This window comes from Clostridium sp. OM05-9 (genome assembly GCF_003481465.1).
GTDB lineage: Bacteria > Bacillota > Clostridia > Lachnospirales > Lachnospiraceae > Coprococcus > Coprococcus ammoniilyticus.
This window is the reverse complement of the sequence record NZ_QULF01000002.1, coordinates 435,655-461,919: the sequence shown is the minus strand read 5'-3', so window position 1 is coordinate 461,919 and position 26,265 is coordinate 435,655. Positions and strand designations below refer to the sequence as shown.

The 26,265-nt window shown below is 40.0% G+C and carries 23 protein-coding genes; 19 read left to right on the top strand and 4 right to left on the bottom strand.

Annotation, left to right across the window (positions count from 1 at the left end):
- The 11 genes from rho to DXB77_RS05150 all read left to right on the top strand — a co-directional run bounded on the left by rho (position 1) and on the right by DXB77_RS05150 (position 12,274).
- A complete protein-coding gene (gene rho, locus DXB77_RS05200; RefSeq protein ID WP_117822577.1) occupies positions 1 to 1,905 on the top strand; it encodes a transcription termination factor Rho in 1,905 nt (634 codons plus the stop codon).
- Between the two features lie 118 nt (positions 1,906 to 2,023).
- The gene (gene rpmE / locus DXB77_RS05195; RefSeq protein ID WP_008400609.1) at positions 2,024 to 2,233 is read left to right on the top strand and encodes a 50S ribosomal protein L31; all 210 of its coding nucleotides are present in this window, start codon (positions 2,024 to 2,026) and stop codon (positions 2,231 to 2,233) included.
- 82 nt (positions 2,234 to 2,315) lie between these two features.
- Entirely contained in the window at positions 2,316 to 3,320 is a 1,005-nt protein-coding gene (locus tag DXB77_RS05190) for a DUF1385 domain-containing protein (protein ID WP_021944160.1), read from the top strand.
- A 42-nt stretch (positions 3,321 to 3,362) separates the two neighbouring features.
- Entirely contained in the window at positions 3,363 to 4,208 is an 846-nt protein-coding gene (prmC, locus tag DXB77_RS05185) for a peptide chain release factor N(5)-glutamine methyltransferase (protein WP_243100146.1), read from the top strand.
- Between the two features lie 65 nt (positions 4,209 to 4,273).
- Positions 4,274 to 5,350 (top strand): peptide chain release factor 1, encoded by a 1,077-nt coding sequence (gene prfA, locus DXB77_RS05180; RefSeq protein ID WP_008400612.1) that lies wholly within the window; start codon positions 4,274 to 4,276, stop codon positions 5,348 to 5,350.
- A 202-nt stretch (positions 5,351 to 5,552) separates the two neighbouring features.
- Positions 5,553 to 6,929, top strand: coding sequence for a Mur ligase family protein (locus DXB77_RS05175; RefSeq protein WP_021944162.1), 1,377 nt, complete (start codon positions 5,553 to 5,555; stop codon positions 6,927 to 6,929).
- 3 nt (positions 6,930 to 6,932) lie between these two features.
- On the top strand, positions 6,933 to 7,655 hold the full coding sequence (locus DXB77_RS05170; RefSeq protein ID WP_021944163.1) for a hypothetical protein: 723 nt from the start codon (positions 6,933 to 6,935) through the stop codon (positions 7,653 to 7,655).
- Positions 7,656 to 7,864: 209 nt separating this feature from the next.
- Positions 7,865 to 9,697 carry a DUF4173 domain-containing protein gene (locus tag DXB77_RS05165; protein ID WP_182439433.1) on the top strand — a complete coding sequence of 611 codons (1,833 nt, stop codon included), beginning with the start codon at positions 7,865 to 7,867 and terminating at the stop codon, positions 9,695 to 9,697.
- Between the two features lie 143 nt (positions 9,698 to 9,840).
- On the top strand, positions 9,841 to 10,512 hold the full coding sequence (locus tag DXB77_RS05160; protein ID WP_117807478.1) for a hypothetical protein: 672 nt from the start codon (positions 9,841 to 9,843) through the stop codon (positions 10,510 to 10,512).
- Between the two features lie 178 nt (positions 10,513 to 10,690).
- Positions 10,691 to 11,554, top strand: coding sequence for a DegV family protein (locus tag DXB77_RS05155; protein ID WP_118662773.1), 864 nt, complete (start codon positions 10,691 to 10,693; stop codon positions 11,552 to 11,554).
- A gap of 177 nt (positions 11,555 to 11,731) precedes the next feature.
- Positions 11,732 to 12,274, top strand: a complete 543-nt coding sequence (locus DXB77_RS05150) for an NADH peroxidase (protein ID WP_117807480.1) — start codon at positions 11,732 to 11,734, stop codon at positions 12,272 to 12,274.
- Positions 12,275 to 12,389: 115 nt separating this feature from the next.
- Here the strand turns inward: DXB77_RS05150 and DXB77_RS05145 are convergent, their stop codons facing one another.
- Positions 12,390 to 13,265, bottom strand: coding sequence for a DUF6709 family protein (locus tag DXB77_RS05145; RefSeq protein WP_118662772.1), 876 nt, complete (start codon positions 13,263 to 13,265; stop codon positions 12,390 to 12,392).
- A 303-nt stretch (positions 13,266 to 13,568) separates the two neighbouring features.
- Between DXB77_RS05145 and DXB77_RS05140 the strand changes: the two genes are divergently transcribed.
- The 6 genes from DXB77_RS05140 to DXB77_RS05115 all read left to right on the top strand — a co-directional run bounded on the left by DXB77_RS05140 (position 13,569) and on the right by DXB77_RS05115 (position 21,818).
- Positions 13,569 to 14,261: a VanZ family protein gene (locus tag DXB77_RS05140; RefSeq protein ID WP_118662771.1), complete on the top strand. Its 693-nt coding sequence runs from the start codon at positions 13,569 to 13,571 to the stop codon at positions 14,259 to 14,261.
- 104 nt (positions 14,262 to 14,365) lie between these two features.
- Positions 14,366 to 15,220, top strand: a complete 855-nt coding sequence (locus DXB77_RS05135; protein ID WP_117822583.1) for a chorismate mutase — start codon at positions 14,366 to 14,368, stop codon at positions 15,218 to 15,220.
- A 26-nt stretch (positions 15,221 to 15,246) separates the two neighbouring features.
- On the top strand, positions 15,247 to 16,167 hold the full coding sequence (gene pyrF / locus DXB77_RS05130) for an orotidine-5'-phosphate decarboxylase (RefSeq protein ID WP_118662770.1): 921 nt from the start codon (positions 15,247 to 15,249) through the stop codon (positions 16,165 to 16,167).
- 99 nt (positions 16,168 to 16,266) lie between these two features.
- Entirely contained in the window at positions 16,267 to 17,031 is a 765-nt protein-coding gene (locus DXB77_RS05125; protein WP_117807484.1) for a dihydroorotate dehydrogenase electron transfer subunit, read from the top strand.
- Complete coding sequence (locus tag DXB77_RS05120) at positions 17,031 to 17,942, top strand: dihydroorotate dehydrogenase (protein WP_117807485.1); 912 nt, start codon at positions 17,031 to 17,033, stop codon at positions 17,940 to 17,942. Before DXB77_RS05125 ends, DXB77_RS05120 begins: the two co-directional genes overlap by 1 nt.
- Positions 17,943 to 17,996: 54 nt before the next feature.
- A complete protein-coding gene (locus tag DXB77_RS05115; RefSeq protein ID WP_118662769.1) occupies positions 17,997 to 21,818 on the top strand; it encodes an EAL domain-containing protein in 3,822 nt (1,273 codons plus the stop codon).
- 41 nt (positions 21,819 to 21,859) lie between these two features.
- Here the strand turns inward: DXB77_RS05115 and DXB77_RS05110 are convergent, their stop codons facing one another.
- The 3 genes from DXB77_RS05110 to DXB77_RS05100 are packed head-to-tail and all read right to left on the bottom strand — an operon-like array spanning position 21,860 to position 24,257.
- On the bottom strand, positions 21,860 to 22,063 hold the full coding sequence (locus DXB77_RS05110) for a hypothetical protein (RefSeq protein WP_117807487.1): 204 nt from the start codon (positions 22,061 to 22,063) through the stop codon (positions 21,860 to 21,862).
- Positions 22,064 to 22,078: 15 nt separating this feature from the next.
- Positions 22,079 to 23,266, bottom strand: a complete 1,188-nt coding sequence (gene gltS, locus DXB77_RS05105; protein ID WP_008400636.1) for a sodium/glutamate symporter — start codon at positions 23,264 to 23,266, stop codon at positions 22,079 to 22,081.
- 25 nt (positions 23,267 to 23,291) lie between these two features.
- Positions 23,292 to 24,257, bottom strand: a complete 966-nt coding sequence (locus DXB77_RS05100) for a TAXI family TRAP transporter solute-binding subunit (RefSeq protein WP_117807488.1) — start codon at positions 24,255 to 24,257, stop codon at positions 23,292 to 23,294.
- A 239-nt stretch (positions 24,258 to 24,496) separates the two neighbouring features.
- On the opposite strand from DXB77_RS05100, the gene pyrE reads away from it, so the two are divergent.
- Both pyrE and DXB77_RS05090 read left to right on the top strand, forming a co-directional pair.
- Positions 24,497 to 25,171, top strand: coding sequence for an orotate phosphoribosyltransferase (pyrE, locus tag DXB77_RS05095; RefSeq protein WP_044944879.1), 675 nt, complete (start codon positions 24,497 to 24,499; stop codon positions 25,169 to 25,171).
- Positions 25,172 to 25,188: 17 nt separating this feature from the next.
- On the top strand, positions 25,189 to 26,058 hold the full coding sequence (locus DXB77_RS05090; protein ID WP_118662768.1) for a methionyl aminopeptidase: 870 nt from the start codon (positions 25,189 to 25,191) through the stop codon (positions 26,056 to 26,058).
- Positions 26,059 to 26,265 lie beyond the last annotated feature (207 nt).

The window sequence follows — 26,265 nt, the reverse complement described above, 5'->3', positions numbered from 1 at the left end:
ATGGATTTCAAAAATGCATCATTAGAGGAATTGAAGCAATTCGTAAAGGAGCATAAGATAAAGGGTGTATCAGCACTTCGTAAACCGGCTCTGATCGAATTCCTTGAAAAAAATTATAGTGATGAAGCAGGACATGCGGAAGAAAAGCAGAACGTGAAATCACAGAAAAAAGATGCTGAAAAAATAAAAAAGACAGGAAGAACACGGAAACCGAAAAAGGCAGAGCCGCCAGAAAAAGCAGAACAGACTGAAAAAACGGAGCACACAGAGCAGCCGGAGAAATCCGAAGAAGATGCTGTAAAAAAAGTGGATAGAAACCAGACAGAAAATGGTCAGAGATCAGGAGAATCCGGAAGAAGACAGCATAGGAATACTGCCGGAAGACAGACCAACCGAAATGGAAAAAGACAGGACTATCGGTCACAGGGGTATAATAACAGAAATAACAATTCCAATCATGGAAACAATACACCAATTGTAAATAACGGAAGAAAAGACCATGTTCAGGAGAACAAACCGCTTGCAGCCGAGATGACAAAGCTGGAAATGAATATGGAAAAAGCAGTTCTTGAAAAGTCTGCAATGGAAGAGAAAAAAGTAGCTGTTGAAAGTTCTGTAGTATCAGAAAAGAAAGCAGCATATGAAAAATCAGTTATAGAAGAAAAAAATACGGCTGCAGATACAGAGATAAAAGCAGAGGTAAGAATGGAGACGAAGCTTGAGAACAGGCAGGAAGGATCATCTGCTCAGCAGGAACCAAATGGACCGGAGCTTGACAGCGGTAAGATGGCACATGGAATCCTGGAAGTAATGCAGGAAGGATATGGATTTATAAGAAGTGCCAATTATCTGCCGGGAGATCAGGATATCTATGTATCACCGGCGCAGATCCGTAGATTTGGACTTAAGACCGGAGATATCATAATGGGAAATATCCGCGTAAAGACGCAGGGAGAAAAGTTTGGCGCATTATTATATGTAGCTTCTGTCAATGGAGAAAGTCCTGCAAGCATTGCAGGAAGAAAAGCATTTGAAGATCTGACGCCGATTTTCCCGAATGAACGGATCAATATGGATGGGGAGGACAGCCCGATTCCGATCCGTATGATCGATCTGCTGTCACCGATCGGTAAAGGACAGCGTGGTATGATCGTTTCCCCTCCAAAGACAGGTAAGACAACCTTGCTGAAACAGATCGCAAAATGTATCAGTACCAGATACAGTGAGATTCATTTGCTGGTGCTTCTGATTGATGAAAGACCGGAGGAAGTAACGGATATCAGGGAATCCATAGAGGGACCAAATGTAGAAGTTATTTATTCGACATTTGATGAGCTGCCGGAGCATCATAAGCGTGTATCGGAAATGGTGATCGAACGTGCAAAACGATTGGTAGAGCAGAAGAAAGATGTCGTGATCTTACTTGACAGTATTACAAGACTTGCAAGAGCGTACAACCTTACAGTTCCACCAAGTGGAAGAACCTTATCCGGTGGTCTTGATCCTGCGGCGTTACATATGCCGAAGAAATTCTTTGGTGCTGCCCGTAATATGCGTGAGGGTGGAAGTCTTACGATCCTTGCGACAGCGCTGGTTGAGACAGGAAGCAAGATGGATGATGTCGTATTCGAGGAATTCAAAGGAACCGGTAATATGGAACTGGTGCTTGACCGGAAGCTCGCAGAAAAGAGAATCTTCCCTGCAATCGACATTGCAAAATCCAGTACCAGACGGGATGATCTGTTATTATCACCGGAAGAACAGGAAGTTGTATACGCACTTCACAAGATATTATCCGGTAATAAGGCAGAGGATATGCTGGAGGATGTACTGAAATTATTCGTCCGAACCAAGAATAATAAAGAGTTTATCTATTATGTTAAAAAATCATTATTAAGAAAATAAAAAAACACTTGCATTTCTATGTCGGTTTGTGTTAGAATACAAAAGCTGTGTTTTATGAAGAAGTGAGGCTGATGGCCTATTCTCATATATCAATAATATAATAAAGAGGTGAGATTAAATGAGAGAAGGAATACATCCAAATTATTATCAGGCAAAGGTTGTATGTAACTGCGGAAACGAATTTGTTACAGGTTCTACAAAAGAAGAAATTCATGTAGAAATTTGCTCAAAGTGTCATTCATTCTATACAGGCCAGCAGAAGGCAGCTAAGGCTCGTGGTAGAATTGATATGTTCAACCGTAAGTACGGTGTTTCACAGTCAAACTAATAAAAAGGATGATAGGTTGAGGTTAAAGCTTTTAATCTCAGCCTATTTTTGTTTTAGGAAACAATTTTACGAGGTATAGAATTTGAAAAGAGCCAGAATAGGTGGTCAGGCGGTGATCGAAGGCGTAATGATGAAATACGAGGATCAGTACGCAGTAGCAGTCAGAAAGCCGGATCAGGAAATTGAAGTTAAAGTAGAAAGCTATACACCGATAGGTGAAAAATATAAAATCCTGAAATTGCCGATTCTTCGTGGAGTGGTTAATTTCTTTGAGTCGCTGGTAATTGGAGTTAAAACGCTGACATATTCAGCCGATTTTTATGAAGAGGAAGAACCGACTGGAAAGAGTGAAAATAAAGATGATTCCAGGTTGTCAGATACAGAAAGTAATAATGGAAGCGGTTCAGGTGAGAACGGCAGTAAAAACAATAAAAAAGAAAGCAGTACAGGAGATGATCTGATGATGATCGGAACCGTTATTGTATCACTTGCCATTGCGATCGCATTATTCATGCTGCTTCCGGCATTTATTGCAGGACTGCTTGAGCATGTGACAAAAAGCAATGTATTGATAGCGGTAGCGGAAGGTGTGCTTCGGTTGGTGATCTTTCTTGCATATGTAGTATTAATATCATTGATGAAGGATATCAAACGTGTATTTATGTATCATGGTGCAGAGCATAAGACGATCAACTGTTTTGAAGCAGGCGATCCGCTGACTCCGGAAAATGTAAAGAAACATTCCAGATACCATAAACGCTGTGGAACCAGTTTTTTGGTAGTCGTTATGATCATAAGCATTATTGTATTTATGTTTATAAATGTGAAGTCTATGTGGCTGCGATTGCTGTCGCGTGTACTTCTGGTTCCGATTATTGCGGGAATCTCGTATGAATTTATCATGTTTGCAGGCAGAAGTGACTCAAAGCTTGCGAATATATTAAGTGTACCCGGTATGTGGGTACAGCGTCTTACGACGAAGGAACCGGATCTTGAGATGTGTGAGGTGGCAATTCGTTCGGTAGAAGCGGTGATCGACTGGCGTGCTTATCAGGACGCTATGAAGCGTGGAGAGATCGAAGATTAAGAAGTTGAAATGATGCCAGTGAATGTAAAAGGAAATAGACGTATGACTCAGTATCAGCTTGTAACAGCAGGAAAAGAAAAACTGAACGAACATAATGTGCCGGATGCAGATATCGATGCAGAGTTATTATGGCTCTTTGTATCAAAGCAGGATAAGATGGCATATATTATGAACCGGCAGGAAGATGTTACCGAAACAATTCGTTCTTCCTATGAAGCGTTGATCGATAAAAGGTCAAAACGTATTCCGTTACAATATATAACAGGCATACAGTGCTTTATGGGGTATGATTTTGAGACTGCACCGGATGTACTGATTCCAAGATTTGACACAGAAGTTCTGGTGGAACAGGCAAACCGCTTGATTCAGGACATACATTCTGATAAGATGTCTGTGCTGGATATGTGCTGTGGTTCCGGGTGCATCGGATTGTCGGTAGCACTTATGAATCAGAATATTCATATAGATCTGTGTGATATCTCAGATTCCGCGATCACACTTACGACAAAAAATGCGAAACGATTAGAAGTATCTGATTATACTGTTATAAAATCAGATTTATTTGATAAGATAGATAAAAGATATGATATGATCCTGTCCAACCCACCATATATAGAGAGCAAAGTGATTGACGGATTGATGCCGGAGGTTCGGGATTATGAGCCGAGGCTGGCATTGGACGGCGATGCGGACGGATTGAAGTTTTACAGAGCAATTATAGAAAATGCGGAGAGTTATTTAAATGAAAAAGGATATATTTTATTTGAAATTGGTAATCATCAGGCACATGATGTGCAGCAGCTCCTTGTAGATAAGCATTTTGAAGATGTACGCGTAGTGAAAGACCTCGCAGAAAATGACAGGGTTGTAATTGGAAGAAAAGCCTGAAAAAAGGCTGGATATATTAACAGACACATGAACAGGAAATGAGCATGTGCTGCAGGAGGATTATTATGTTTGATAAATTAGAAGATTTAGTAGACAGACTTGATACATTAAATAACCAGTTGACAGATCCGGATATCGTATCTGATCAGAACAAATTCCGCAAATTAATGAAGGAGCAGAGTGAACTGACTCCTATCGTAGAAAAGTACAAAGAATATAAAGATGCAAAACAGACGATCGAAGACAGTCTGCTTATGCTTGAAGAAGAAAATGATGAAGAGCTTCGTGAAATGGCGAAGGAAGAATTAAATGAAGCAAAGGCAACAGTAGAAAAGACGGAAAATGAATTAAAGATTCTGCTTCTTCCAAAAGATCCGAACGATTCCAAGAATGTTATCGTCGAGATCCGTGCAGGTGCAGGCGGAGATGAAGCCGCATTATTTGCATATGAGATCTACAGAATGTATCAGAAATACGTTGATCAGTTCAAATGGAAAGTAGAACTGATGAGCGTGAATGAGAATGGAATCGGTGGTTTCAAGGAAGCGGTATTCATGATCACAGGTGATGGTGCATATTCCAAGATGAAATATGAGAGTGGAGTTCACCGTGTACAGAGAATCCCGAAGACAGAGTCTGGCGGAAGAATCCATACCTCAACTGTAACAGTTGCAGTTATGCCAGAAGCAGAGGAAGTTGATGTAGAGATCAATGAAAATGATATCCGTATTGATGTCATGCGAGCATCCGGTAATGGTGGTCAGTGTGTCAATACAACAGATTCAGCCGTTCGTCTGACACATATACCAACCGGTATCGTAATTTACAGCCAGACCGAGAAGTCCCAGCTTCAGAATAAGGCGAAGGCATTTGCGCTGCTCCGTTCCAAGCTGTATGATATGGAGCTTCAGAAACAGCATGATGCAGAAGCTGCAGACCGTAAGAGCCAGATCGGAACCGGAGATCGTTCAGAGAAGATTCGTACTTATAACTTCCCGGAAGGCCGTGTAACCGATCACAGAATCAAACTCACCTTGTATAAGCTGGAACAGATCTTAAACGGTGATCTGAATGAGATTATCGACAGTCTGATCGCAGCAGACCAGGCAGCCAAGCTTTCACAGGTGAATGAGGAAGAATAAAAGAAACCCTCGATATTGAAAAAAACAAGTTGGCATCTGCCTGATCCGGCAGATGCCATTTTTAAGTAAAAGAGGGTGTTGGCGAAATAAACCGAATAAATAGTTCAAATTGATTGACATATTTTTGAATAAGTGGTTATATTATATGTGGCTTAAATGGACATACTAATGATAATTTACAGATATGAAATGAGGTAGCTAGATGTATAAAAAGAATGTAAGGTTCTTTTTTGCTTTGTTCATGGGCAAACTGGCAAGAACCATGCAGAGAATGTTGAAGATGAACGCAAGTTATTTTCCGGGAAAGCTGGCAGTCAAGCTTTGTCCGGATTTCATGGGATGTATAGATAAACCGAAAACGATCATAACAGTAACAGGAACCAACGGCAAGACAACAGTATGTAATATGATCATAGATATTTTGGAGGCAAATGGCTATGACGTTTTGAACAACCGTGCTGGTTCTAATGTGAATGCTGGAGTAGCGAGTTCATTGATCGCAGGAAGTACTCTGACAGGAAAGGCAAAGAAAGAATATGCAGTATTTGAAGTCGATGAAAGAAGTTCAAAGCTGATCTATCCATATGTAAAGCCAACATATGCGGTATGTACGAACCTGTTCCGTGATTCCATTCAGAGAAATGCAAACCCGGAGTTTATTTTTAACTTTATCAATAATAATATGCCAAAAGAATCACATCTGATCTTAAATGCGGATGATCTGATTAGTTCAAATCTTGGATCGGAAAATGAAAAAACATACTTTTCAATCAACAGACTTCCATCTGACCGGGAGGAATGTATTAATCTGATCAATGATATGCGGATCTGTCCAAAGTGTCATCATAAATTAAAATATAACTATGTCCGGTATCATCATATTGGAAAAGCTGTCTGTGAGTTCTGTGGATATACGTCACCGGAAGGCGATTATAAGGCAGATGTTGATTATGAGAACAAAGTAATAACAGTTACACATAATGAGAGCAGGGAACAGTATCCGATGATCAGTAACAGTACATTTAATCTGTACAATGAGTTGACTGCAGTTACCGCTCTTCGTGAATTTGGTTTGACAGGTGAGCAGATCCGGAACGCGATCCAGAATCTTAATATTGTGGAATCGAGATATTCCAGAAGTACAGTGGATGGGATCACGATAGTGACCAATATGGCAAAAGGACAGAATCCAATTGCATGTTCCTGTGTATTTGATTATGTGTCTAAGGAACCGGGAAATAAAGAGGTCATTCTTTTGCTGGAAGATATATTTGACCGGAAAAATTCATCTGAAAATATGACATGGATCTTTGATACGGATTTTGAGTTCTTAAATCAGCCGAATATTACGAACATCGTAATAGGTGGTCTGCGGACGAAAGATTATAAGCTCCGTTTAATGATGGCCGGGGTTCCGGAAGAAAAGATCAAAGAGACAACGGATGAAGCAGGTGCATATAAATCCCTGAATCTGGATGGAACAGACAGTGTATACATTCTTCATGATATTCATGAAAATGATACAGCGCTTGTACTTCGGGATAATCTGAAACAATATTTGAAGGAAAGAGAGGCATAACAAATGGGAACAGATATTACAATAGAAGTTCTATATGGAGAATTTGCCAATCTTTTCGGTGAATTACAGAACGTAAATTATTTAAAAGACTGTATGCCGGAGGCAACAGTTATTTATACCGGCTTATATGATAAACCGGCATTTACAGAGGGCAGGGCAAACCTTGTATATATGGGAGCAATGACAGAGAATCAGCAGGAATTGGCGATTCAGGCATTGAAACCATATAAGAAAGAACTGGAAGAGCAAATCGAGGCTGGAACAGTATTTCTCTTTACCGGGAATGCAGTCGAGATCGTTGAACAGTACATTGAGAATGAAGATGGAAGTCGAATAGAAGGACTTGGTATTTTTAATACCTATGCAAAGAGAGATATGATGCATAGATATCATTCTCTTGTATTTGGACAGTATGAAGATATAAAGCTGGTTGGTTTTAAAGCGCAGTTCAGTCATTCTTATGGAGATAATTCAAAGGATTATTTCTATGATGTGATTCGCGGGGATGGTTTTCATCCGGGAATAAAACAAGAAGGTTTGAAGAGAAAGAATTTCTTTGCAACATATACAGTTGGACCATTTCTTATTATGAATCCGTTGTTTGTGAAATATCTGATGCAATTACTTGGTATAAAAGAACCGGTTCTTGCGTATGAATCCGTTATTATGGAAGCATACAGACAGCGTTTGGAAGAGTTTGAAGATGAAAAATTAAAATATCAGTAAGAGAATATAAAGGAAAAACTTCCGGATATGACCTTGTATTGTAAAACAGAGGTTCCTATCCGGAAGTTTTTATTTTACAAAGTTATCAGGAGAGTTGGCGTTTTTGCTATATAAGTATATTAACAAATATTCACTTGACAAAAAACAGGTAACATGAAACTATGGATGTAGGATTTTTTGTTACAGGAAGGAATGGGAGGTTACTTAATATGGATATAAATAATACACCGCCAAATTTTGGAGAACAGCCGAATTATAATAATGTACCGCCAAACTATAATAATGTGCCACCAAACTTTGGAGGACAGCCAAACTATAATAATGTGCCACCAAACTTTGGAGGACAGCCAAACTATAATAATGTACCACCGAATTTTGGAGGACAATCAAACTATAATAATGTGCCGCCAAATTTTGGATGGCAGTCAAATTACGATTATAAGCCGAGAAGATCAAGACCGGGGGTATCGCCCGAACGGTTTGAGATTTTTGGCGGTTTTGCGTTTGGTTATGCCATGATCTACAGTGTGCTGATGTACCGGAATTATGCAAGTATCTGTGCTGTATTCATGGCAGTTATGACCGTTTTGTTTATGAGTTTCAGTATCATGCGCCATGAGAAGAATCTGCCGGTAAATGACGGAGAATCGTTATCTTTTGGGAAACTTTTTGGAAAGCAGACGAAGCTGATTCCGCATTATGCAGGTATCCTTTTGCTTGGGGTATCAGTTTGCAGGACCGATGATTCATTTTTGATCGTTTTGGATCATCTTTGCATTTTATTCCTTGTGTGTGCAGGGCTTCTCCGGTATTTTGATGATTTTAAAAACATGGGATTTGTCGAATATGGTCTTACGGTTATCGAGAAGATGGCAGAGCCGTTTACCTGTTTTGACCGTTTTTTCTCAGACTACAGACAATATAACAGAGAACATGAAAATGCAAGAAAACGTGCGAAATTTGTCTATATTCTGATCGGTGTTGTCGTTGCGATTCCGTTGCTGTTCGTAATGATCAGCCTGCTTTCCAGTGCAGATCAGATCTTTGGAGATGCAGTTGAAACATTACTTGGAAATATTTTCCTATCATGGGATGCAATCTGGTTTCTTGTATTTGCATTTGCGGCGTTATTATTTACATATGGTATCATTGTGTCAGCACCGTTTGGAAGCAGATATCACAGACAGACAAAAGAAGGAACACATGAACCGATCATTGCGATCACGGCAATGGGACTGCTTACCCTGGTGTATCTGTTGTTTTCAGTGATCCAGATCCTATATCTGTTTACAAATAATATGTCACTGCCGGATGATATGACTTATGCGGAATATGCCAGACAGGGATTCTTCCAGCTTATGTTCGTATCGGTGCTGAATGTGATACTGGTGCTGATCTGTCATGCAATCTTTCGTAAAAGCACAGTGCTTAATATCGTACTGACTATTATGTCAGCCTGTACCTATGTGATGATCGCATCCTCGGCGCTTCGTATGACTATGTATATCAAAGCATATGATCTTACTTATATGAGAATACTGGTGTTTGCAGCACTGGCTGTTCTTGCTGTGATACTTGCAGGAGTGATCGTCAGAATCTATACTGACCATTTCCCGCTGGTACGTTATTCGATGTTTGTGATCGTTACTGTATATATCATCGTATCGTTCCTTCGTCCGGCTTATCTGGTTGCCAGATATAATCTGGAAAATCAGGATCCGAAGGATGTGGATTTCCGGTATGTGACGTCACTTGGTGCAGATGGAGCGGAAGAAGTATATGAGTTCATTGTAGATAACTATATGACGGGACAGGATGATGATTACTACGAGTACGATAACTACCAATACGACGATTATTATAACAAATATAATAATTATAAGGATATCAAGGGATTCTCGTATAACAGAATGGAATGGTATTTTAATGGAATTCGGGATACCTATAAAGAAAAAGGTGCGATCCGTGGATTTAACTTTTCAAGGAACAAGGCAGAGAAGTATGCAAAACGTTTCTTTAAATGGTACGGGAAAGAAGAATAAAGTGCGTTAAATTAAGATTAAAATACGTTGCACCTATTGTAAAAAAATGGGAAATAGTATAAAATAAAACTAAATTTGGGGCATACAGATGAGAGGTCAGAATGCCGCCGGATAAAAGATGATTTTATGGAGGTAGTAGAAAAATGAAAAAAGCAACAAAGAGATTATTAGCTGCATTTTTAGCCCTTGCAATGGTATTCACATTATTAGCAGTACCTGCAACAAGCATGAAGGATGTCAGCGCTGCAACCAGTAAGACTGTGTATATTAACCCGTATAGTGACAGAGTCGTTTCCTATAAGCCGGGACGTGTAACTCAGGCATCCGGTGTTATCAGTATCATGGGATGTACAAAGGCATCTCAGATCAAAAAGTTAAAATGTTCAAACAAGAACATGAAAGTATCAGCCAAAGATGGATATATTCGTGTAGACTATGGAAAGAAAGCTGGTAAGGCAACTATTACATGTACAGTAAAGGGTGTTAAGCTGAAAACTACATTTACTGTAAAGAAATATACCAATCCTGTAAGTTCAATCAAGATTGGAAGCAAGAATTATACATCAAGCTTTGCAAAGAATACTTACACCTATACTTCAAAGAAAGTATCAAAGAAGACACTGAGCGTAAAGGCTAAAAAGGGATGGACCATTAAGTCAGTCAGCGTATATAATGGTGGAAGCAAATATTATAATGTAAATAAATCCAGTTATTCCAAGAAGATTACATTAAGTAAGAAATATTCAGATGTGATCGTTGTTATGTACCAGAAGAGTACAGGACTTACAGAGTCTTTAATGGTAACATACAGATAATTAAAACATAGAATTAATGAAAAGGTGTTGATATATAAATCAGAACAGATTATATGTCAGCACCTTTTTGTTGTGCCTGTTTATAAGGTGTGGTATACTTTACATAGCGATTTGGTAAAATATATCATGTGGTTTTAAAAACCATATTTGCCATAAAATGGTAATGGAGGATGTTAAAATGAATGATTATGTTATATTGACAGATTCATCCTGTGATCTGCCGGATGATATCGTAAAGAAATATCAACTGAAGATCTTACAGCTTGATTTTATTGTTGAAGGAGAGGGAAGCTTTCATAATGATCAGGCAGACATTGAGAAAGTATATAGCAAATTAAGAAATGGGGCAAATATCAAGACTTCTGCAGCGAATATCTCGCAGGCATCGGAGGCCATAGAAGCATTATTTAATCAGAAGAAAGATATCTTATATCTGGGCTTTTCATCCGGACTTAGTTCTACTTATCAGACCGTGTATATGGCTGGTCAGGAATTAATGGAGGAGTATCCGGAACGAAAGATGATCAGTGTTGATACCCTTGCGGCATCTATGGGACAGGGACTTCTGGTATATAAGGCATGTCAGGCAAAAGATGCAGGAAAAAGTCTGAAGGAGAATGCACAGTATATAGAAGATATCAAGTTAAAGCTATGCCATTGGTTTACAGTAGACGATCTTTTCTTCTTAAAAAGAGGAGGCCGTATATCAGGTGTGACAGCAACAGTTGGCACAATGCTGTCGATCAAGCCGATCCTGCATGTGGATGACGAGGGACATCTGATCAATGTAAGTAAGGTCAGAGGAAGAAAAGCAGCGATCACAGAGCTTGCAAACCGGATGGAGAAGCTGGCGGTACATCCGGAAGATCAGGATATTTTTATCAGTCATGGTGATTGTATAGAAGATGCAGAGAAACTTGCTTCCATTATTAAAGAGCGGTTCGGAAATGACAGGATCACGATATCCTATGTTGGTCCGGTGATCGGAGCACACTCAGGTCCCGGAACACTGGCATTGTTCTTCCTTGGAGAACACAGATAAATAGCTTCTTACAGAATAAAGATAGACAGGTCAAATGCTGAATAAATAAAAAAATAATTGAGAATCATTCCTAATAACTATTGACATTTATCAAAAATTGTGTAAAATAGAATCATAGAAATTGATAACGTTTCTCAATAAGAATAATAATAGCATAAAGCAAAGGAGATTTTAATTATGGCAAAGTTTGTATGTAGTGTATGTGGATATGTATATGAAGGAGAAGAAGCTCCTGCACAGTGCCCTGTATGTAAGGCACCTGCTGAGAAGTTTATCAAACAGGGTGATGATAAGACATGGGCATCTGAGCATGTTGTAGGTGTAGCACAGGGTGCACCGGAAGATATCATGGAAGATTTAAGAGCAAACTTCCAGGGCGAATGTTCAGAAGTTGGTATGTACCTTGCAATGGCTCGTGTAGCATTCAGAGAAGGCTATCCTGAGATTGGTAACTACTGGGAGAAAGCAGCTTATGAAGAAGCAGAGCATGCGGCTAAGTTTGCAGAGCTTCTTGGTGAAGTAGTTACAGATTCAACAAAGAAGAATCTTGAGATGAGAGTAGAAGCAGAGCATGGTGCAACTGCCGGTAAGACAGATCTTGCAAAACGTGCAAAAGCACTGAATCTGGATGCAATCCATGATACTGTTCATGAGATGGCAAGGGATGAGGCAAGACATGGAAAGGCATTTGAAGGTCTCTTAAAGAGATATTTCGGTTAATCATTCTATGAATGATGGTGCAAGAGCCGCACAACTCAATAATTAAGAAGTAAATATATAATACACTCTAATAAAAATCCGGCTGACAGGAATTTCCCATCAGTCGGATTTTGTGTTAGTCTTTTAATTTAAAAGATGAAGTTCCATTGTCATCAAAGGTGTCAGGATCTAAGCCGCTTGTGGTTGCTTCAGATGTATTGTTATCTGAAAATGGAGTCGTTGGCTCCTGTGCATTGGGATCGGTATAGCCTGAATTCATGCCGGTGGTCATATCAGGAGTTGTCGGATTGCCATAAGCACCGGTATATGGTTCTGGCTGGATATCCGGACCGTATACAGTGTTCTTGTGACGGATAATACCTAATATAATGAGCAGGATACCAAGACCGAGAACTACAAGACCAATAATGATAGATGTACGGCATCCCTCTTTTGTCATGATCTTAATATAGTATGGAAGCATATAAGAATCCAGTGTAGCTTTTTCTGTGGAGGTAAGAGTGATATCATAGGCAGATTCATACATATCGTAGATATAATTTCTCATATATCCCATAATCTCACTGTCTGATTTGCATAATTTGCCGATGTAGTGTAATGTACCCGGATCTGCACCTGACTGAGACCAGGTGTGATCGGATAAAGCTTCAAGCTCAGACTTTTTTGATTCAGCAATATTCAGTCCAATGTAGTATTCGTTGTCTTTAAGTGCACTTATCAGATAATACTGGTCTGTTGTTCTTTTAAATACATAATTTGTAGTTTCAACATTCTCACAGAAAGAATAAAAAGCATAGTCAACATCAATCTCTACATATTTGCCGGCATCCAGATCCTTTTCAGATGCGGTATTCAGATTGAGCAGATCCCCATTCAGTTTGCTGTAATCCCGGATTCCCTGAAAGGCAAATACGATACCGATGATTATCAATATAATGCCTGGGATCAGGAGATCGGAAACTTTCTTCGTCCTCTTATTTTTGTTAAACATATAATGTCCTCCCATTTTTTGTTTTTGTGAGCAAAATTCTTCTTTTTGTAGTACAATAGAATACAAGTTACGCTCTTTTGAAATTTTATCAAATCTGCCATTTTTCGACAATGTGAAATCTGCTGAAAAAAAGCAGCTATTATAAAGGTATACGGGATGTTTGAATATTATTTTTTGGATAATTTGACCAGAGTAAATTATTTTAGAAAAACACGGGAGAAGAAATGGCAAGATGAAAGAACAGTAAGGTAAAAGAATAAAGAATGAGTCGAATGAACATATCAGAAAAGGATTTGGACAGAGATGCAGAAGAATAATTCAATAAATAAAGCAAAATCCACAAATGCAAATAAAGCTAAAACTTCAGGCGGATCAAGAACAACAAATAGAAAAGCAAATAAAAATACAGACAGATCGGCAAACAGTAAGTTCTCATCAGGAAAAAGAAAGCAGAATACAGAAGAAAGTAAAAAAAGGTTTCTTTATATAATTCCGGTTATCATATGGATGGTATTTATATTCTATATGTCAGGAAAGACCGGACAGGAATCTTCAGGACAGAGTGGGAAGATCAGTTTGTTTATAACAAATCTCTTGGAAAAGGTACGACAGGATTCACCGCAGGAGATGCAGAAGCTACAGGATATTCTGGAGCTTGTTATAAGAAAGACTGCACATATGACAGAATATGCGATCCTGTTCTTACTTTCATATCTGGCAACGGTGAAGAAATCCATGAGCCAGAGCAGATTCTATAACAGAAGCATAGCTGTCTTAATTTCGTTATTATATGCATGTTCGGATGAGATGCATCAGTTATTGGTTCCGGGCAGGAGCGGAAAAATGATCGATGTCGGGATCGATATGGCAGGAGTGTTGATTGTTCTAATATGTATGATTCTGTCTAAGAATACGAAATGGAAGATCATTTGTGGAGTACTTTTGGGAGTGCTGTTGGTTGCAGCATTTGTCGTTCTGCTATTTGTCCCGTTTTGAAAAACTGACGCAGGACTTCGATCATTTCCGTGTGCAGCGGTTTACTTCATGCTGAAAAAATGATATATTAATGAATATATGTTATGCCAAAAGGAGCCGGAGAAATGACATTAGAGGAAGTTAGAAAGCAGATCGACGTGGTTGATAAGCAGATCAAGTCGCTGTTTAAGGAACGAATGATACTTGCAGATCAAGTCGCAAGGGTAAAGGCGGAATCAGAGGATGCTATATATAAGCCGGATCGGGAAGAAGCGATCATAACGAAGCTGACCGGGGATGTAGACGACAGCATCAAGAAAGAATATACGGCACTGATCAAGCGTATTATGGAGGTCAGCAGAAAGTATCAGTATGGGAGAACATTAGAACTTCGTAATTGTCTGAATGTATCGTTTGTGACGGAGGAACCGAAGGTAAAGAAGCTTGCCATGCTGAAGCATGAACTTTACATATGTCAGGGCTATTCCAGAGATCTGGTAAATACGGTCAGTGATTATGAACAGGTCATGGAGCTGATCCGGAAGGATGAAGCAGATGCCGGAATGGGTATATTTGAGGATATCAGCTATGGCGTATCGGATTCCCTGCATGAAGCACTTGCCATGAATGATCTCTATATTTACAGGTGTGATGAGGTGTTGGACGAGGGACACCGGAAGAAGGTCGTTACATTCGGGAAACAACTGGTAGTTCTGCCGGAGCATAACCGGTTAAAGATCGTATTTGTATGCAAGAATAAGAGCGGAAGTTTGGCGAGTGTATTATCGATGATATCCGATTATGGCGTGAATCTGACCGAGATCCATTCGGTGCCGTTCCGTGGAGGAGAATGGAATTATCGGTTTTATATCGAGTTAAACGGAAACCTGCTTCAGAAAGAGATCCAGGCACTTGTATTCCAGTTGATAAATGAGACAGAGACATTTAAGATACTTGGAAGCTATTATTGTGAACAATAAATTTTTATATATAAGGGAGAAAAGACATGATAGACAAATTAGTAAAAAAAATCAAAGAGACAAAGGCACCGATCGTTGTTGGACTGGATCCGATGCTTTCCTATGTGCCGGAATATATAAAGAAGACAGCATTTGATGAATATGGTGAGACTTTAGAGGGCGCAGCGGAAGCCATCTGGCAGTACAATAAGGGTATTGTGGACGCAGTTCATGATCTGATCCCTGCTGTTAAGCCGCAGATTGCTATGTATGAGCAGTTTGGTATCGAGGGCTTAAAGGTATTCCAGAAGACGGTTGATTATTGTAAGTCAAAGGATCTGGTTGTGATCGCAGATATTAAAAGAGGCGATATCGGATCAACATCTGCAGCATATGCAGTCGGACATCTTGGAAAGGTTGCGGTCGGAAGTAAGACATATTCCGTATTTGGTGAAGATTTTGCAACTGTAAATCCATATCTTGGTACCGATGGAATCAAGCCTTTTGTAGATGTATGTAAGGAAGAGAAGAAGGGAATCTTTGTACTGGTCAAGACATCAAATCCTTCATCCGGTGAATTCCAGGATCGTCTGATCGATGGTAAGCCGTTATATGAGCTGGTTGGCGCTATGGTTAATGAATGGGGCAAAGATACGATCGGTGAGAGCGGTTACAGCAGTGTCGGTGCTGTTGTAGGAGCAACGTATCCAGAGATGGGTAAGGTACTTCGTAAGATCATGCCGAAGTCATTTATTCTTGTTCCGGGCTACGGAGCACAGGGCGGTAAGGCTGCTGATCTGGTACATTATTTCAATGAAGACGGACTTGGTGCGATCGTAAATTCATCCAGAGGGATCATTGCAGCATACAAGCAGGAGAAATATGCTTCATTTGGCGAAGTAAATTATGCAGATGCTTCCCGTCAGGCTGTTGTTGATATGATCGAAGATATCAACAGCGTATTATAAATATCGGATTTATCAGAAAAACAGTATGCAGTACACGATGCGTGGTGATAGTGGAGGCGTACAGATCATATGCAAGAGATCACGGGAGGACATAGATACATGGGAAAAGTAAAGATAACAGCAGAGGTTGTGAGCCAGACCTGTATAGCAACAGATATATATAGTCTGATCTTGAAAGCAGGGGAGATTGTATCGCAGGCGGTTGCAGGTCAGTTTGTTTCTGTATATTCAAAGGATGGAAGCCGCATGCTTCCAAGACCGATCAGTTTATGTGGAATTGATAAAGAAGCAGGTACGCTTCGTCTGGTATATCGTATCGCTGGAAAGGGAACAAATGAGTTCTCAAAATTACAGGCAGGAGATACGGTTGATATTCTTGGTCCGCTTGGAAATGGCTTTATGAAGGAGTCTGGAAAAGCAATTCTGATCGGTGGAGGAATCGGAATTCCACCGATGCTGCAGCTCGCAAAAGAGCTGGACTGTGAGAAGTCCATCGTACTTGGATACCGGGATGAGCTTTTCTTAAATGAAGAATTTGAACCATATGGTAGTGTGTATCTGTCTTCCGAAGATGGAATGCATGGAACAAAGGGAAATGTAATAGATGCGATCAAAGCATGTGCGGTAACCGGTGATATCATATATGCCTGTGGCCCGACTCCGATGCTTCGGGGAATCAAACAGTATGCGGCAGAGCAGAATATCCGTTGTGAGATTTCATTGGAAGAAAAGATGGCATGTGGTGTAGGCGCCTGTCTTGCCTGTGTCTGTCAGACAAAGAATGTGGATGAGCATTCAAAGGTACACAATGCAAGGATTTGTGCAGATGGTCCTGTCTTTTATGCTGAGGAGGTGGAACTGTAATGAGTAAAGTAAATATGGCGGTAAACATCGCAGGAGTAGAATGGAAGAATCCAATTACAGTTGCATCCGGTACATTTGGTTCAGGTATGGAGTATTCGGAATTTGTCGATCTGAACCGTCTGGGAGCAGTTACGACAAAGGGTGTGGCAAATGTTCCGTGGCCGGGCAATCCGACACCCAGAATTGCAGAGACATATGGCGGAATGATGAATGCCATCGGACTTCAAAATCCGGGTATTGATACTTTTATAAAAAGAGATCTTCCGTTCCTTGCAAAATATGATACAAAAGTGATCGTAAATGTATGCGGAAAGTCAAAGGAAGATTATATAGATGTCGTAGAACGGCTGGCAGATACAGATATTGATATGCTTGAGATGAATGTATCCTGCCCGAATGTAAAAGAGGGAGGAATTGCATTTGGTCAGAAGCCGGAAGCTCTTTATGATATAACACAGGCAGTAAAGAAGGTTGCAAAGCAGCCGGTGATCATGAAGCTCAGTCCGAATGTTACAGATATTACTGAGATGGCAAGAGCTGCGGAAGCAGGTGGAGCAGATGCACTGTCACTTATTAATACACTTACAGGCATGAAGATTGATGTTAAGCGTCGTACATTTGCTGTAAAGAATAAGACTGCCGGTGTATCAGGTCCTGCGATCCATCCGATCGCAGTACGGATGGTGTATCAGGTTGCAAATGCTGTCAAGCTTCCGATCATAGGCATGGGTGGTATCGCTACGACTGAGGATGCTCTTGAAATGATTCTGGCAGGTGCATCGGCAATCGCAGTTGGTACAGCAAACTTCAATAATCCATATGCAACAGTGGAGATTGCAGATGGAATTGAAAAATATCTGATCGAGAATCAGATTGATGATATAAATGAGTTAATTGGGTGTGTAAAATAAAAGATATTGGGTTATCTGCTTTACAGGATGTATTGGGGAGGCAGTTAGTTGGTTATGGAAAAACAATTTGAAGAAATTATATATTCCAGATATCAGGCACGTATCAGAGATATGAGGATTCTAAAGGTAGATGAGGGATTTGAACAGATCCTAGGTTACTCTGCGGAAGATGTAGAACGCTTACAGCTTCATGTAAAGGATATTATGCTAGATGAAGACTGGGAGGATTATACACAGATCATCTATACAAAGATGACGAGCCGGGGAGAAGCATATCTGGGACATCGGTTAAAAAAGAAAAATGGTGAAGTTATATATGTATTCTGTTTTGGGCGGGCATTTCAGTCGGAAGAAGGAGAAATGTGCGGAGAAATCCTTATTACAGATATAACAAATACCAAGAAGCTGTCGAAACAGCTTGAAAATCTGACCGATATTAATTCTGAACTTAATATGGAATTAGCGGATAAGAACCGTATGCTGGAGTCCATTCTCAATAATCTGGCGGGTGGTGTCGGAGTATTTGATATCGGAAATAAGAAAATTACAGTAGAATATATCAGTGAGAGCTTTTATAAGATGTTCAATCTGGAAAAAGGTCAGCTTGGTACAGAAGGAAATGAATATATCAATCTGGCATTTGAAGAAGATCGGAAAGAACTGAAACGACAGATTAAGGAGACCTTGTTGTCAAATAAGATGACAATTGGTGAATATCGCTTTATTAATAAAAATAATCCGGAATCATATTATTGGGTGCAGGTATGCCTGTCGCTCCTTGCAGCAAGAAAAAGCGTTTTTTCCATATGCGCTGTTTGTGTAGATATTACGAATAAAAAGAAAGAAGAACTGGAAAAGAGTGCACAGACCGAGATGTTGAAGTTAGTGGCGCAGGGAAGTGATGAACTCTTGTTTACCTATACGGTTGAAGATGACAGCATGGTTATATCTAAATATATGGATGGCAGAACCGTAACGGTTTTTGATGATAAAGATTTTATTGCAAACCTTGCTCAGTGTCAGTTGATCTACTCGGAAGACAAAAAAGAGGTATCAGACGTATTGGCTGAACTGACAGCTGTTAAGGATACCGAAACCGTTGAAATCAGGGTCGATTTTATCGGTAACGGTATGTATCTCTGGCATCGTGCAATGCTTGTCAGTGTTGCTGATACAAACGGTGTGGTAAAAAAGATTGTAGGTAAGTTGTATTCGATTCATGAGGAGAAACTGCAGAGTCAGGAATTAATTCTGCGTGCGGAACGTGATTCCCTTACAGGGGTTTATAATCATAGCACCTTTGTGTCTAAAGTATCCAGGTTTCTTGTGGAATTTGATGAGACGCTGTGTGCACTCTATATGATCGATCTGGATGATTTTAAATTAGTAAATGACGCATTGGGACATTATGCCGGAGATGATTTGTTGTGTGACACAGCAGTTGTTCTGGAGAGTGTTGCAAATACATATGGTGGATTTTGTGGTCGTCTCGGTGGAGATGAATTTTCTATGTTTATTCCGGATATAGTCGATGAAGATACGGCATGTATGGTTGCGAAGACACTTAATAAAGGAATTCGTGCGATTAAATGTAAGGCGGAGCACTCGGCATCAATCGGTATTGCAGTTGATACTATATCAAAGTCATTAAAATTCGATTCTTTATATTATAAAGCAGATCAGGCGTTATATTATTCCAAGCGGCAGGGCAAAGACCGCTGTATGCTTTTCTGTGAGAAGATGGATGAGGCTAAACCGGTATTAAATTCCAAGTTCAGCAGTTATTCGGATGAAGAGGATTATCTGTTGGATGACATCTCAGATGTTGTATATGTAACGGAGATGAATTCTTATAAGCTACAATATATGAATAAGGCAGCCAAGCTTGGTGTTGGTCTGGATGAAGATGATACTTCTTATATTGACAAGCATTGTTATAAGGTGCTTCAGGGTATGGATCTTCCGTGCAGCTTCTGCACGAATAAGCTGTTATCAACGGAGAAGAGTTTTATCTCGCATCATAAGAATCTCAATAACGGAAAAGAATATGTTTTAAAAGACAGGATTGTAAACTGGCATGGAAGAAAGTGTCGTATGGAGATGGCTGTTGATATTTCTGATGCCGATAAAGTAACACAGGTTCTTTCTAACCGTTATGATATTGAGGATGCGTTGGTATCCAGTATTACACAGATTTCTACAGGAGTAGAGCATTCCTTAAATTACAGCAAACTGTTAGAAACACTTGGAGAGTATTATGGCGCAAAACATGCTTGTCTGGTGGAATGTGATTCCAATAAGTTATATGAATGTCATGAATGGAAATCAGCAAATAGTAATTCGTATGGGAAAAAACTGGAGATCTTTTATAAAGAAACTGTCCGGAAAGAACTGCAGAGTATATCTAGTAAAAAAGGTGCACTGATCATTAATCATATTTCGGACTACCCATACAAAACATCGGATCTGTATTCGTTTTTTTTGGAAAACAGGATATGGTCAATGTATTCTGTTCCGATCAAAGACAATAAGTCTGAGATTATTGGAAGGATCATTATCTTTAATCCGCAGCTTCACAGTGGTGACCTGAAGCTTATGAATCTTTTGTCTTTGTATATTGGAAATGATATTGTCAGCCGGGCGCTTGCAGAAGAACGAAATTATGAAGTGACGCATGATCGTATAACGGGAGCATATAATCGTATCTGCTATATGGATTATATAAACCGCAGACAGAATCTGGAATCAGTGGGTATCGTGATTATTGATATCAATGAAGTGCGTAATATATTTGATGAATTTGGACAGTCCTTTGTTGATAATCTGATGATTGATTATTACAGACTGTTAGATAAGGTATTTCCGAAATCCTGTATTTATCGGATTGGGGATGACGATTTTGCTGTAATTTGTGAGAATATTTCACAGTGTGATTTCCTGGATCAGGTTCGTGCATTGAAAGGTCAGCTTAAGATTGGCGATTTTACGGCATGTATCGGATATGTATGGGATGATTATGAGAAAGATATCAAGCGGATGGAAAACCATGCGTATGATATGCTCTATATGGAGAAACAGAAGTGGTACGATCAGAAGGATGAACATTCTTATAAATGGAGTACATTAACGAGAGAGCTTGTAAAAAAAGACATTAAAGACGGAATGTTCTTTGTGTATTTACAGCCGAAGGTGGACTATTCGAATGGTCGTTGTTATGGTGCAGAAGCACTGGTGAGATATGCCAAACCGGATAACCTCGCAAATGTGATCGATCGTCTGGAAAAAAGCAGAAATATAAAGTATATGGATCTCTTTGTGCTTGAAAATGTATGTAAAATGCTTATACGTTGGAAAAAAGAAGGGTATAATCTGATCCCGGTCTCCTGTAATTTTTCCAGAATATCTCTGTTGGAAGAAGATATGCCGGAGCGTATCAATGCGATTGTTGAATCTTATGGAGTTCCAAAGGATATGATCGAGATCGAGATTACAGAGTCTGTTGGTGAGATGGAACATGAGATGGTTACCAGAATTGCAAATAAACTGCATACTGCAGGTTTCAGGATTGCCATGGATGACTTTGGAACAAAATATTCCAATGTATCGATTCTTTCTTCTATGAAGTTTGATGTGATCAAGCTGGATCGGAGTATGGTTTATAATATAGACAAGAATATAGCCAGCAGAACGATTCTAAGACATCTGGTTGAGATGTGCACAGATCTTGGAGTGGAATGTATAGCGGAAGGAGTAGAGACCAAGGAACAGGCAGAATACCTGAAGGAAATGGGATGCAACCATATTCAGGGCTATCTGTATAGTAAGCCTGTGAATATTGAATCCTTCGAGCAGGTCTATATGAAGCGTGATGAATAAATAAAAAACTCCCTACAGTGATATCGACTGTAGGGAGTTTTTTATTTTTTCTTCCGGATATGAACTTCAGGGATGGCGACATCATAGGAGATGTTCGCTTCCTCCTTGGAAGATTCTGTATGTACAGGATTCGAAGTGTCAGCGTCATTCGAATCCGAGTCTGACTGCGTATGAATTTCAGGGATTGCGAGATTGTCGTAAGTCAGATTATAATCTTTTTTCTTATCTTTTCTATGTCCGAACATGAGAATATCCTCCTTTTATAACAGGTTGATGAAGAATGTAATAACAAGGCTGTTGATAAAGTCTGCAAATAAACTGCCAACAAGCGGAATCAGGAGATAGGCTTTTACGGATGGCGAATATTTATCACAGATTGCCTGCATATTTGCCATGGCATTTGGTGTTGCCCCCATTCCAAAACCACAGGTTCCGGCAACCAGAACAGCAGCATCGTAGTCACGTCCCATGATGTTGAATTCAACAAAGTATGTGAACAGACAGATCAGAATAACCTGACTGGTCAGCAGGATAAATAATGGAAGAGCGAGAGATGCAAGCTGCCATAGTTTTAATGTGATCATTGCAATACCGAGGAACAGGGAGAGAGCAATACCGCCAAGATCGTTGATCTCACCCATATGAATCGTGAATTTACCGGAATATTCACCGATATTTCGAATCAGTGCGGCTGCGATCATAGCACCGATGTAGATTGGAAAAGTTAACCCGGTTTTTGTCAGTAACCATGAGAATATCGTTCCGAGTCCTATTGCAAGGATCAATTGAAAAACAGCGGCTGCATACATATTTGTATGACGTTCATGTTTCTTTTCTTCTTCGATCAAAAGGCTGTCATCTTCAGGCACAACCGTTTCTAACAGATTCTTTTTCTCGATCAGTCGTTTTCCGAGTGGACCGCCGATCAGACTTCCGGCGATCAAACCAAAGGTTGCAGCTGCGGTACAGATTGTGGTTGCACCGGATATGTCAAAGTCTTCCAGAACCGGACCGAAGGCACCTGCGGTTCCGTGTCCGCCGACCATTGGGATTGATCCGGTACACATACCGATCAGAGGGTCAAGTCCAAGGATCCTGGACATACCGACAGCAAGCAGGTTTTGAAGTACGATCAGAGCAATAACAAGCCCCAGAAAGACCGCCAGTGATTTGCCACCGCTCTTTAAGACCTTCAGATTTGCCTGAAAACCTACAGAGGTAAAGAAGAATACCATACAGACTTCCCGTAGGGTATCATCAAAGGAAAATTCTGCCAATCCCGTACTGTAACAGATACAGGTGAAGATTGCAAATAAGAGTCCGCCGATAACAGGAGAAGGTATACAGAATTTTTCCAGAAAGAAGATCCTTTTTTTCAAAAATGTTCCAAGCATCAACACAAGGACGGCAATCGCAAGTGTCTGATACATATCTAATTGAATTTTCATAATTACCCTTTCTTATGTTCAGAAATTATCGTACATCAACGGTAATCCCTTTTTCTTTGTAGTAAGCAGCAGCCCCTTTGTGAAATGGGATCGTGATGCCCTTTGTTGCTGCCTGTTCATTTAACTGCATATCGATCGAAAGTGAATATTGCAGATCATTTGCATGTTCAAACAGAAGCCTCGTAAGATCTTCTACAGTATCCTTCGATAAGTCGTTATCTGCAAGCATGACAGCCTGCACACAGACCGTTGATACATCCTCGGTCTGACCGGAATAGGTATTTGCGGGAATGATAAAATCGGAGTAATACGAATAAGCAGACAATAGCTTATTTTTACAACTGTCGTTAAGTCCGATCAAACGGATATCACAGGTTCTTGTCAGCTCTTCAATGACCGTGGTCTGAATGCCTGCTGTAACAAAGAAAGCATCAATTTCACCGGAAACCAGGCTTTCGGCAGCATCGATATAGTCAAGGTTTGTGGTTTTGACCAGATCGTTATTCAGACCGGCAACCTCAAGGATCTGTTTTGCATTTCGTTCCGTACCGGAATCGGATGCTCCGATGCTTATGGTTTTTCCGGTCAGGTCATCGAGAGACTTAATGTTTGAATCTTTTTTTACAATGATCTGGCAGGCTTCCGGATACAGAGAGGCGATAGCGGAATATCCACTGATCGATTTCCCCACAAATGTGCCTGTTCCATTTACTGCGTCATCAATCATATCATTTTGTGCAATACAGAGATCAATGTAACCGTCGGCAAGCAGTCGTAGATTTGCCGCAGATCCAGCAGTCTTCTTTGCTTCAATGCTGTAATCAGGGGCATCGTTGTTGACCAGACCGGCATAAGCATTTGCAAAGGTATAATAGATACCGCCGATATCCGCTGCACCGAATCGGATGGCGTCTTTTTTGCTGCTGCATCCTGTTCCGATAGTGGAAATAAGCAGGATCAGACAGAGAAAAAGTGCTGTTTTTTTCTTCATATTGATAAAATTTCCTTTCTAATGTATATATTTTTTCGTAAATATGGTAATATAGGACGGAATTGTTCTAAAGGTATGTCGAAAAATATAGACCTTTGGCTATTGTACAACAATTAGATACAAAATGGAACAGAAAAATTAACCATTTGTGTTTCGAAACCATTTGTGCTAGAATGAGTTCGAAATGCCTAACTAAAGGGTACATAAATGGTCTGAAATCAAGGAGGAATGAAAGAAAAATGGAACAGTACAAACAGGAATTCATTGAATTTATGATCGATTGTAATGTATTAAAATTTGGAGATTTTACAACAAAGAGTGGAAGAAAAACACCTTTCTTTGTAAATACCGGATTTTACAGAACAGGGGCACAGTTAAAGAGACTGGGTGAGTTCTATGCGGAAGCAATCAACAGTGCGTTTGGTCTTGATTTTGATGTATTGTTTGGACCTGCATACAAGGGAATTCCGCTTTCAGTAGCAACTACCATGTCAATTGCAGAAATGTATGATGAAGACATCAAATATTGCTCAAACAGAAAAGAGATCAAGGATCACGGAGATAAGGGAATCTTACTCGGAAGCCCGATCTCAGATGGTGATAAGGTTGTTATCATTGAAGATGTAACAACAGCCGGAACATCGATCCAGGAAACTATGCCGATTATTAAGGCACAGGGAGATGTAGATGTTATGGGACTTGTTGTTTCTGTTGATCGTATGGAGCGTGGACAGGGCAAGAAGAGTGCACTGACAGAGATTCAGGAAGAATATGGTATCCAGACAACTGCTATTGTTACAATGGCAGAGGTTGTAGAGCATTTATATAATAAAGAATATAAGGGAAAAGTCATAATCGATGATAAGTTAAAGGCTGCGATCGATGCTTATTATGACATTTATGGCGTAAAGTAGAAACGGTTGGTAGAAAAATGAAACTAGGAAGAAATGATATCTGCTGGTGCGGAAGTGGAAAGAAATACAAATCCTGCCATTTGAACATCGACAGCAAACTGGAAGAAATGAAGCTAAAGGGATATAAGATCCCGACAAGAAGAATGATGCGTTCACCGGAACAGATCGAAGGGATCCGTGTGGCATCCAAGGTAAATACAGAGGTGCTTGATTTCATCACTCCATTTGTAAAAGAAGGAGTATCTACAGGTGAGCTTGATCGAAGAATCTATGAATATACGAAATCAATCAATGCAATACCTGCCTGCCTTGGATATGAAGGATATCCGAAGAGTGTCTGTATATCGATCAACGATGTTGTATGTCATGGTATCCCGGATGAGAAAACAATCCTGAAAAATGGAGATATTGTCAACATTGACTGTACAACGAAATATAATGGATATTTTGGTGATTCGTCCCGTATGTTCATGATCGGAGATGTTGATCCGGTCTGGAAGAAGCTGGTAGAGGATACAAAGAAAGCACTGGATCTTGGAGTAGAAGTATGTAAGCCATATTCAACGATCGGTGATATCGGATATGCGATCAATACATTTGCCAAAGAGCGGGGCTATTCTGTTGTCCGTGAGATCGGCGGACATGGTGTGGGACTTGATATCCATGAAGATCCGTATGTCAGCCATATCGGACAGCCGGGCAAGGATTATGTGATTGCTCCAAGCATGACATTTACGATCGAGCCAATGATCAATCTAGGTGTGCCTGACGTATGGCAGGATGCTGACGATGGCTGGACGATTCGTACAGATGATGGCAAGCCATCTGCCCAGTGGGAATACACCCTTCTTATGACCGAGCACGGAATTGAGATTCTGGCAAAATAATACTTTCACATAATTATACAAAACACAGGGATTGCCCCTATACAGACCATAAGCCCCATTATAAATGACTCGTTACGGTTTCTGTTCAATGCATATGCCTGATTCGTAAATACTCCTGCGCTAACTCGCCAACTAAATGTTGGCTCAGACAAGCGCTCGTATTTACTGGCAATATGCATTTCACGACGAAACCTTCACTAAATGTCA

Excerpts from the sequence above, each read along its gene's own strand:
- rho (WP_117822577.1), top strand. The coding sequence starts at position 1 with ATGGATTTCAAAAATGCATCATTAGAGGAATTGAAGCAATTCGTAAAG.
- rpmE (WP_008400609.1), top strand. The coding sequence starts at position 2,024 with ATGAGAGAAGGAATACATCCAAATTATTATCAGGCAAAGGTTGTATGT.
- prmC (WP_243100146.1), top strand. The coding sequence starts at position 3,363 with ATGACTCAGTATCAGCTTGTAACAGCAGGAAAAGAAAAACTGAACGAA.
- prfA (WP_008400612.1), top strand. The coding sequence starts at position 4,274 with ATGTTTGATAAATTAGAAGATTTAGTAGACAGACTTGATACATTAAAT.
- DXB77_RS05175 (WP_021944162.1), top strand. The coding sequence starts at position 5,553 with ATGTATAAAAAGAATGTAAGGTTCTTTTTTGCTTTGTTCATGGGCAAA.
- DXB77_RS05170 (WP_021944163.1), top strand. The coding sequence starts at position 6,933 with ATGGGAACAGATATTACAATAGAAGTTCTATATGGAGAATTTGCCAAT.
- DXB77_RS05165 (WP_182439433.1), top strand. The coding sequence starts at position 7,865 with ATGGATATAAATAATACACCGCCAAATTTTGGAGAACAGCCGAATTAT.
- DXB77_RS05160 (WP_117807478.1), top strand. The coding sequence starts at position 9,841 with ATGAAAAAAGCAACAAAGAGATTATTAGCTGCATTTTTAGCCCTTGCA.
- DXB77_RS05155 (WP_118662773.1), top strand. The coding sequence starts at position 10,691 with ATGAATGATTATGTTATATTGACAGATTCATCCTGTGATCTGCCGGAT.
- DXB77_RS05150 (WP_117807480.1), top strand. The coding sequence starts at position 11,732 with ATGGCAAAGTTTGTATGTAGTGTATGTGGATATGTATATGAAGGAGAA.
- DXB77_RS05145 (WP_118662772.1), bottom strand. The coding sequence starts at position 13,265 with ATGTTTAACAAAAATAAGAGGACGAAGAAAGTTTCCGATCTCCTGATC.
- DXB77_RS05140 (WP_118662771.1), top strand. The coding sequence starts at position 13,569 with ATGCAGAAGAATAATTCAATAAATAAAGCAAAATCCACAAATGCAAAT.
- DXB77_RS05135 (WP_117822583.1), top strand. The coding sequence starts at position 14,366 with ATGACATTAGAGGAAGTTAGAAAGCAGATCGACGTGGTTGATAAGCAG.
- pyrF (WP_118662770.1), top strand. The coding sequence starts at position 15,247 with ATGATAGACAAATTAGTAAAAAAAATCAAAGAGACAAAGGCACCGATC.
- DXB77_RS05125 (WP_117807484.1), top strand. The coding sequence starts at position 16,267 with ATGGGAAAAGTAAAGATAACAGCAGAGGTTGTGAGCCAGACCTGTATA.
- DXB77_RS05120 (WP_117807485.1), top strand. The coding sequence starts at position 17,031 with ATGAGTAAAGTAAATATGGCGGTAAACATCGCAGGAGTAGAATGGAAG.
- DXB77_RS05115 (WP_118662769.1), top strand. The coding sequence starts at position 17,997 with ATGGAAAAACAATTTGAAGAAATTATATATTCCAGATATCAGGCACGT.
- DXB77_RS05110 (WP_117807487.1), bottom strand. The coding sequence starts at position 22,063 with ATGTTCGGACATAGAAAAGATAAGAAAAAAGATTATAATCTGACTTAC.
- gltS (WP_008400636.1), bottom strand. The coding sequence starts at position 23,266 with ATGAAAATTCAATTAGATATGTATCAGACACTTGCGATTGCCGTCCTT.
- DXB77_RS05100 (WP_117807488.1), bottom strand. The coding sequence starts at position 24,257 with ATGAAGAAAAAAACAGCACTTTTTCTCTGTCTGATCCTGCTTATTTCC.
- pyrE (WP_044944879.1), top strand. The coding sequence starts at position 24,497 with ATGGAACAGTACAAACAGGAATTCATTGAATTTATGATCGATTGTAAT.
- DXB77_RS05090 (WP_118662768.1), top strand. The coding sequence starts at position 25,189 with ATGAAACTAGGAAGAAATGATATCTGCTGGTGCGGAAGTGGAAAGAAA.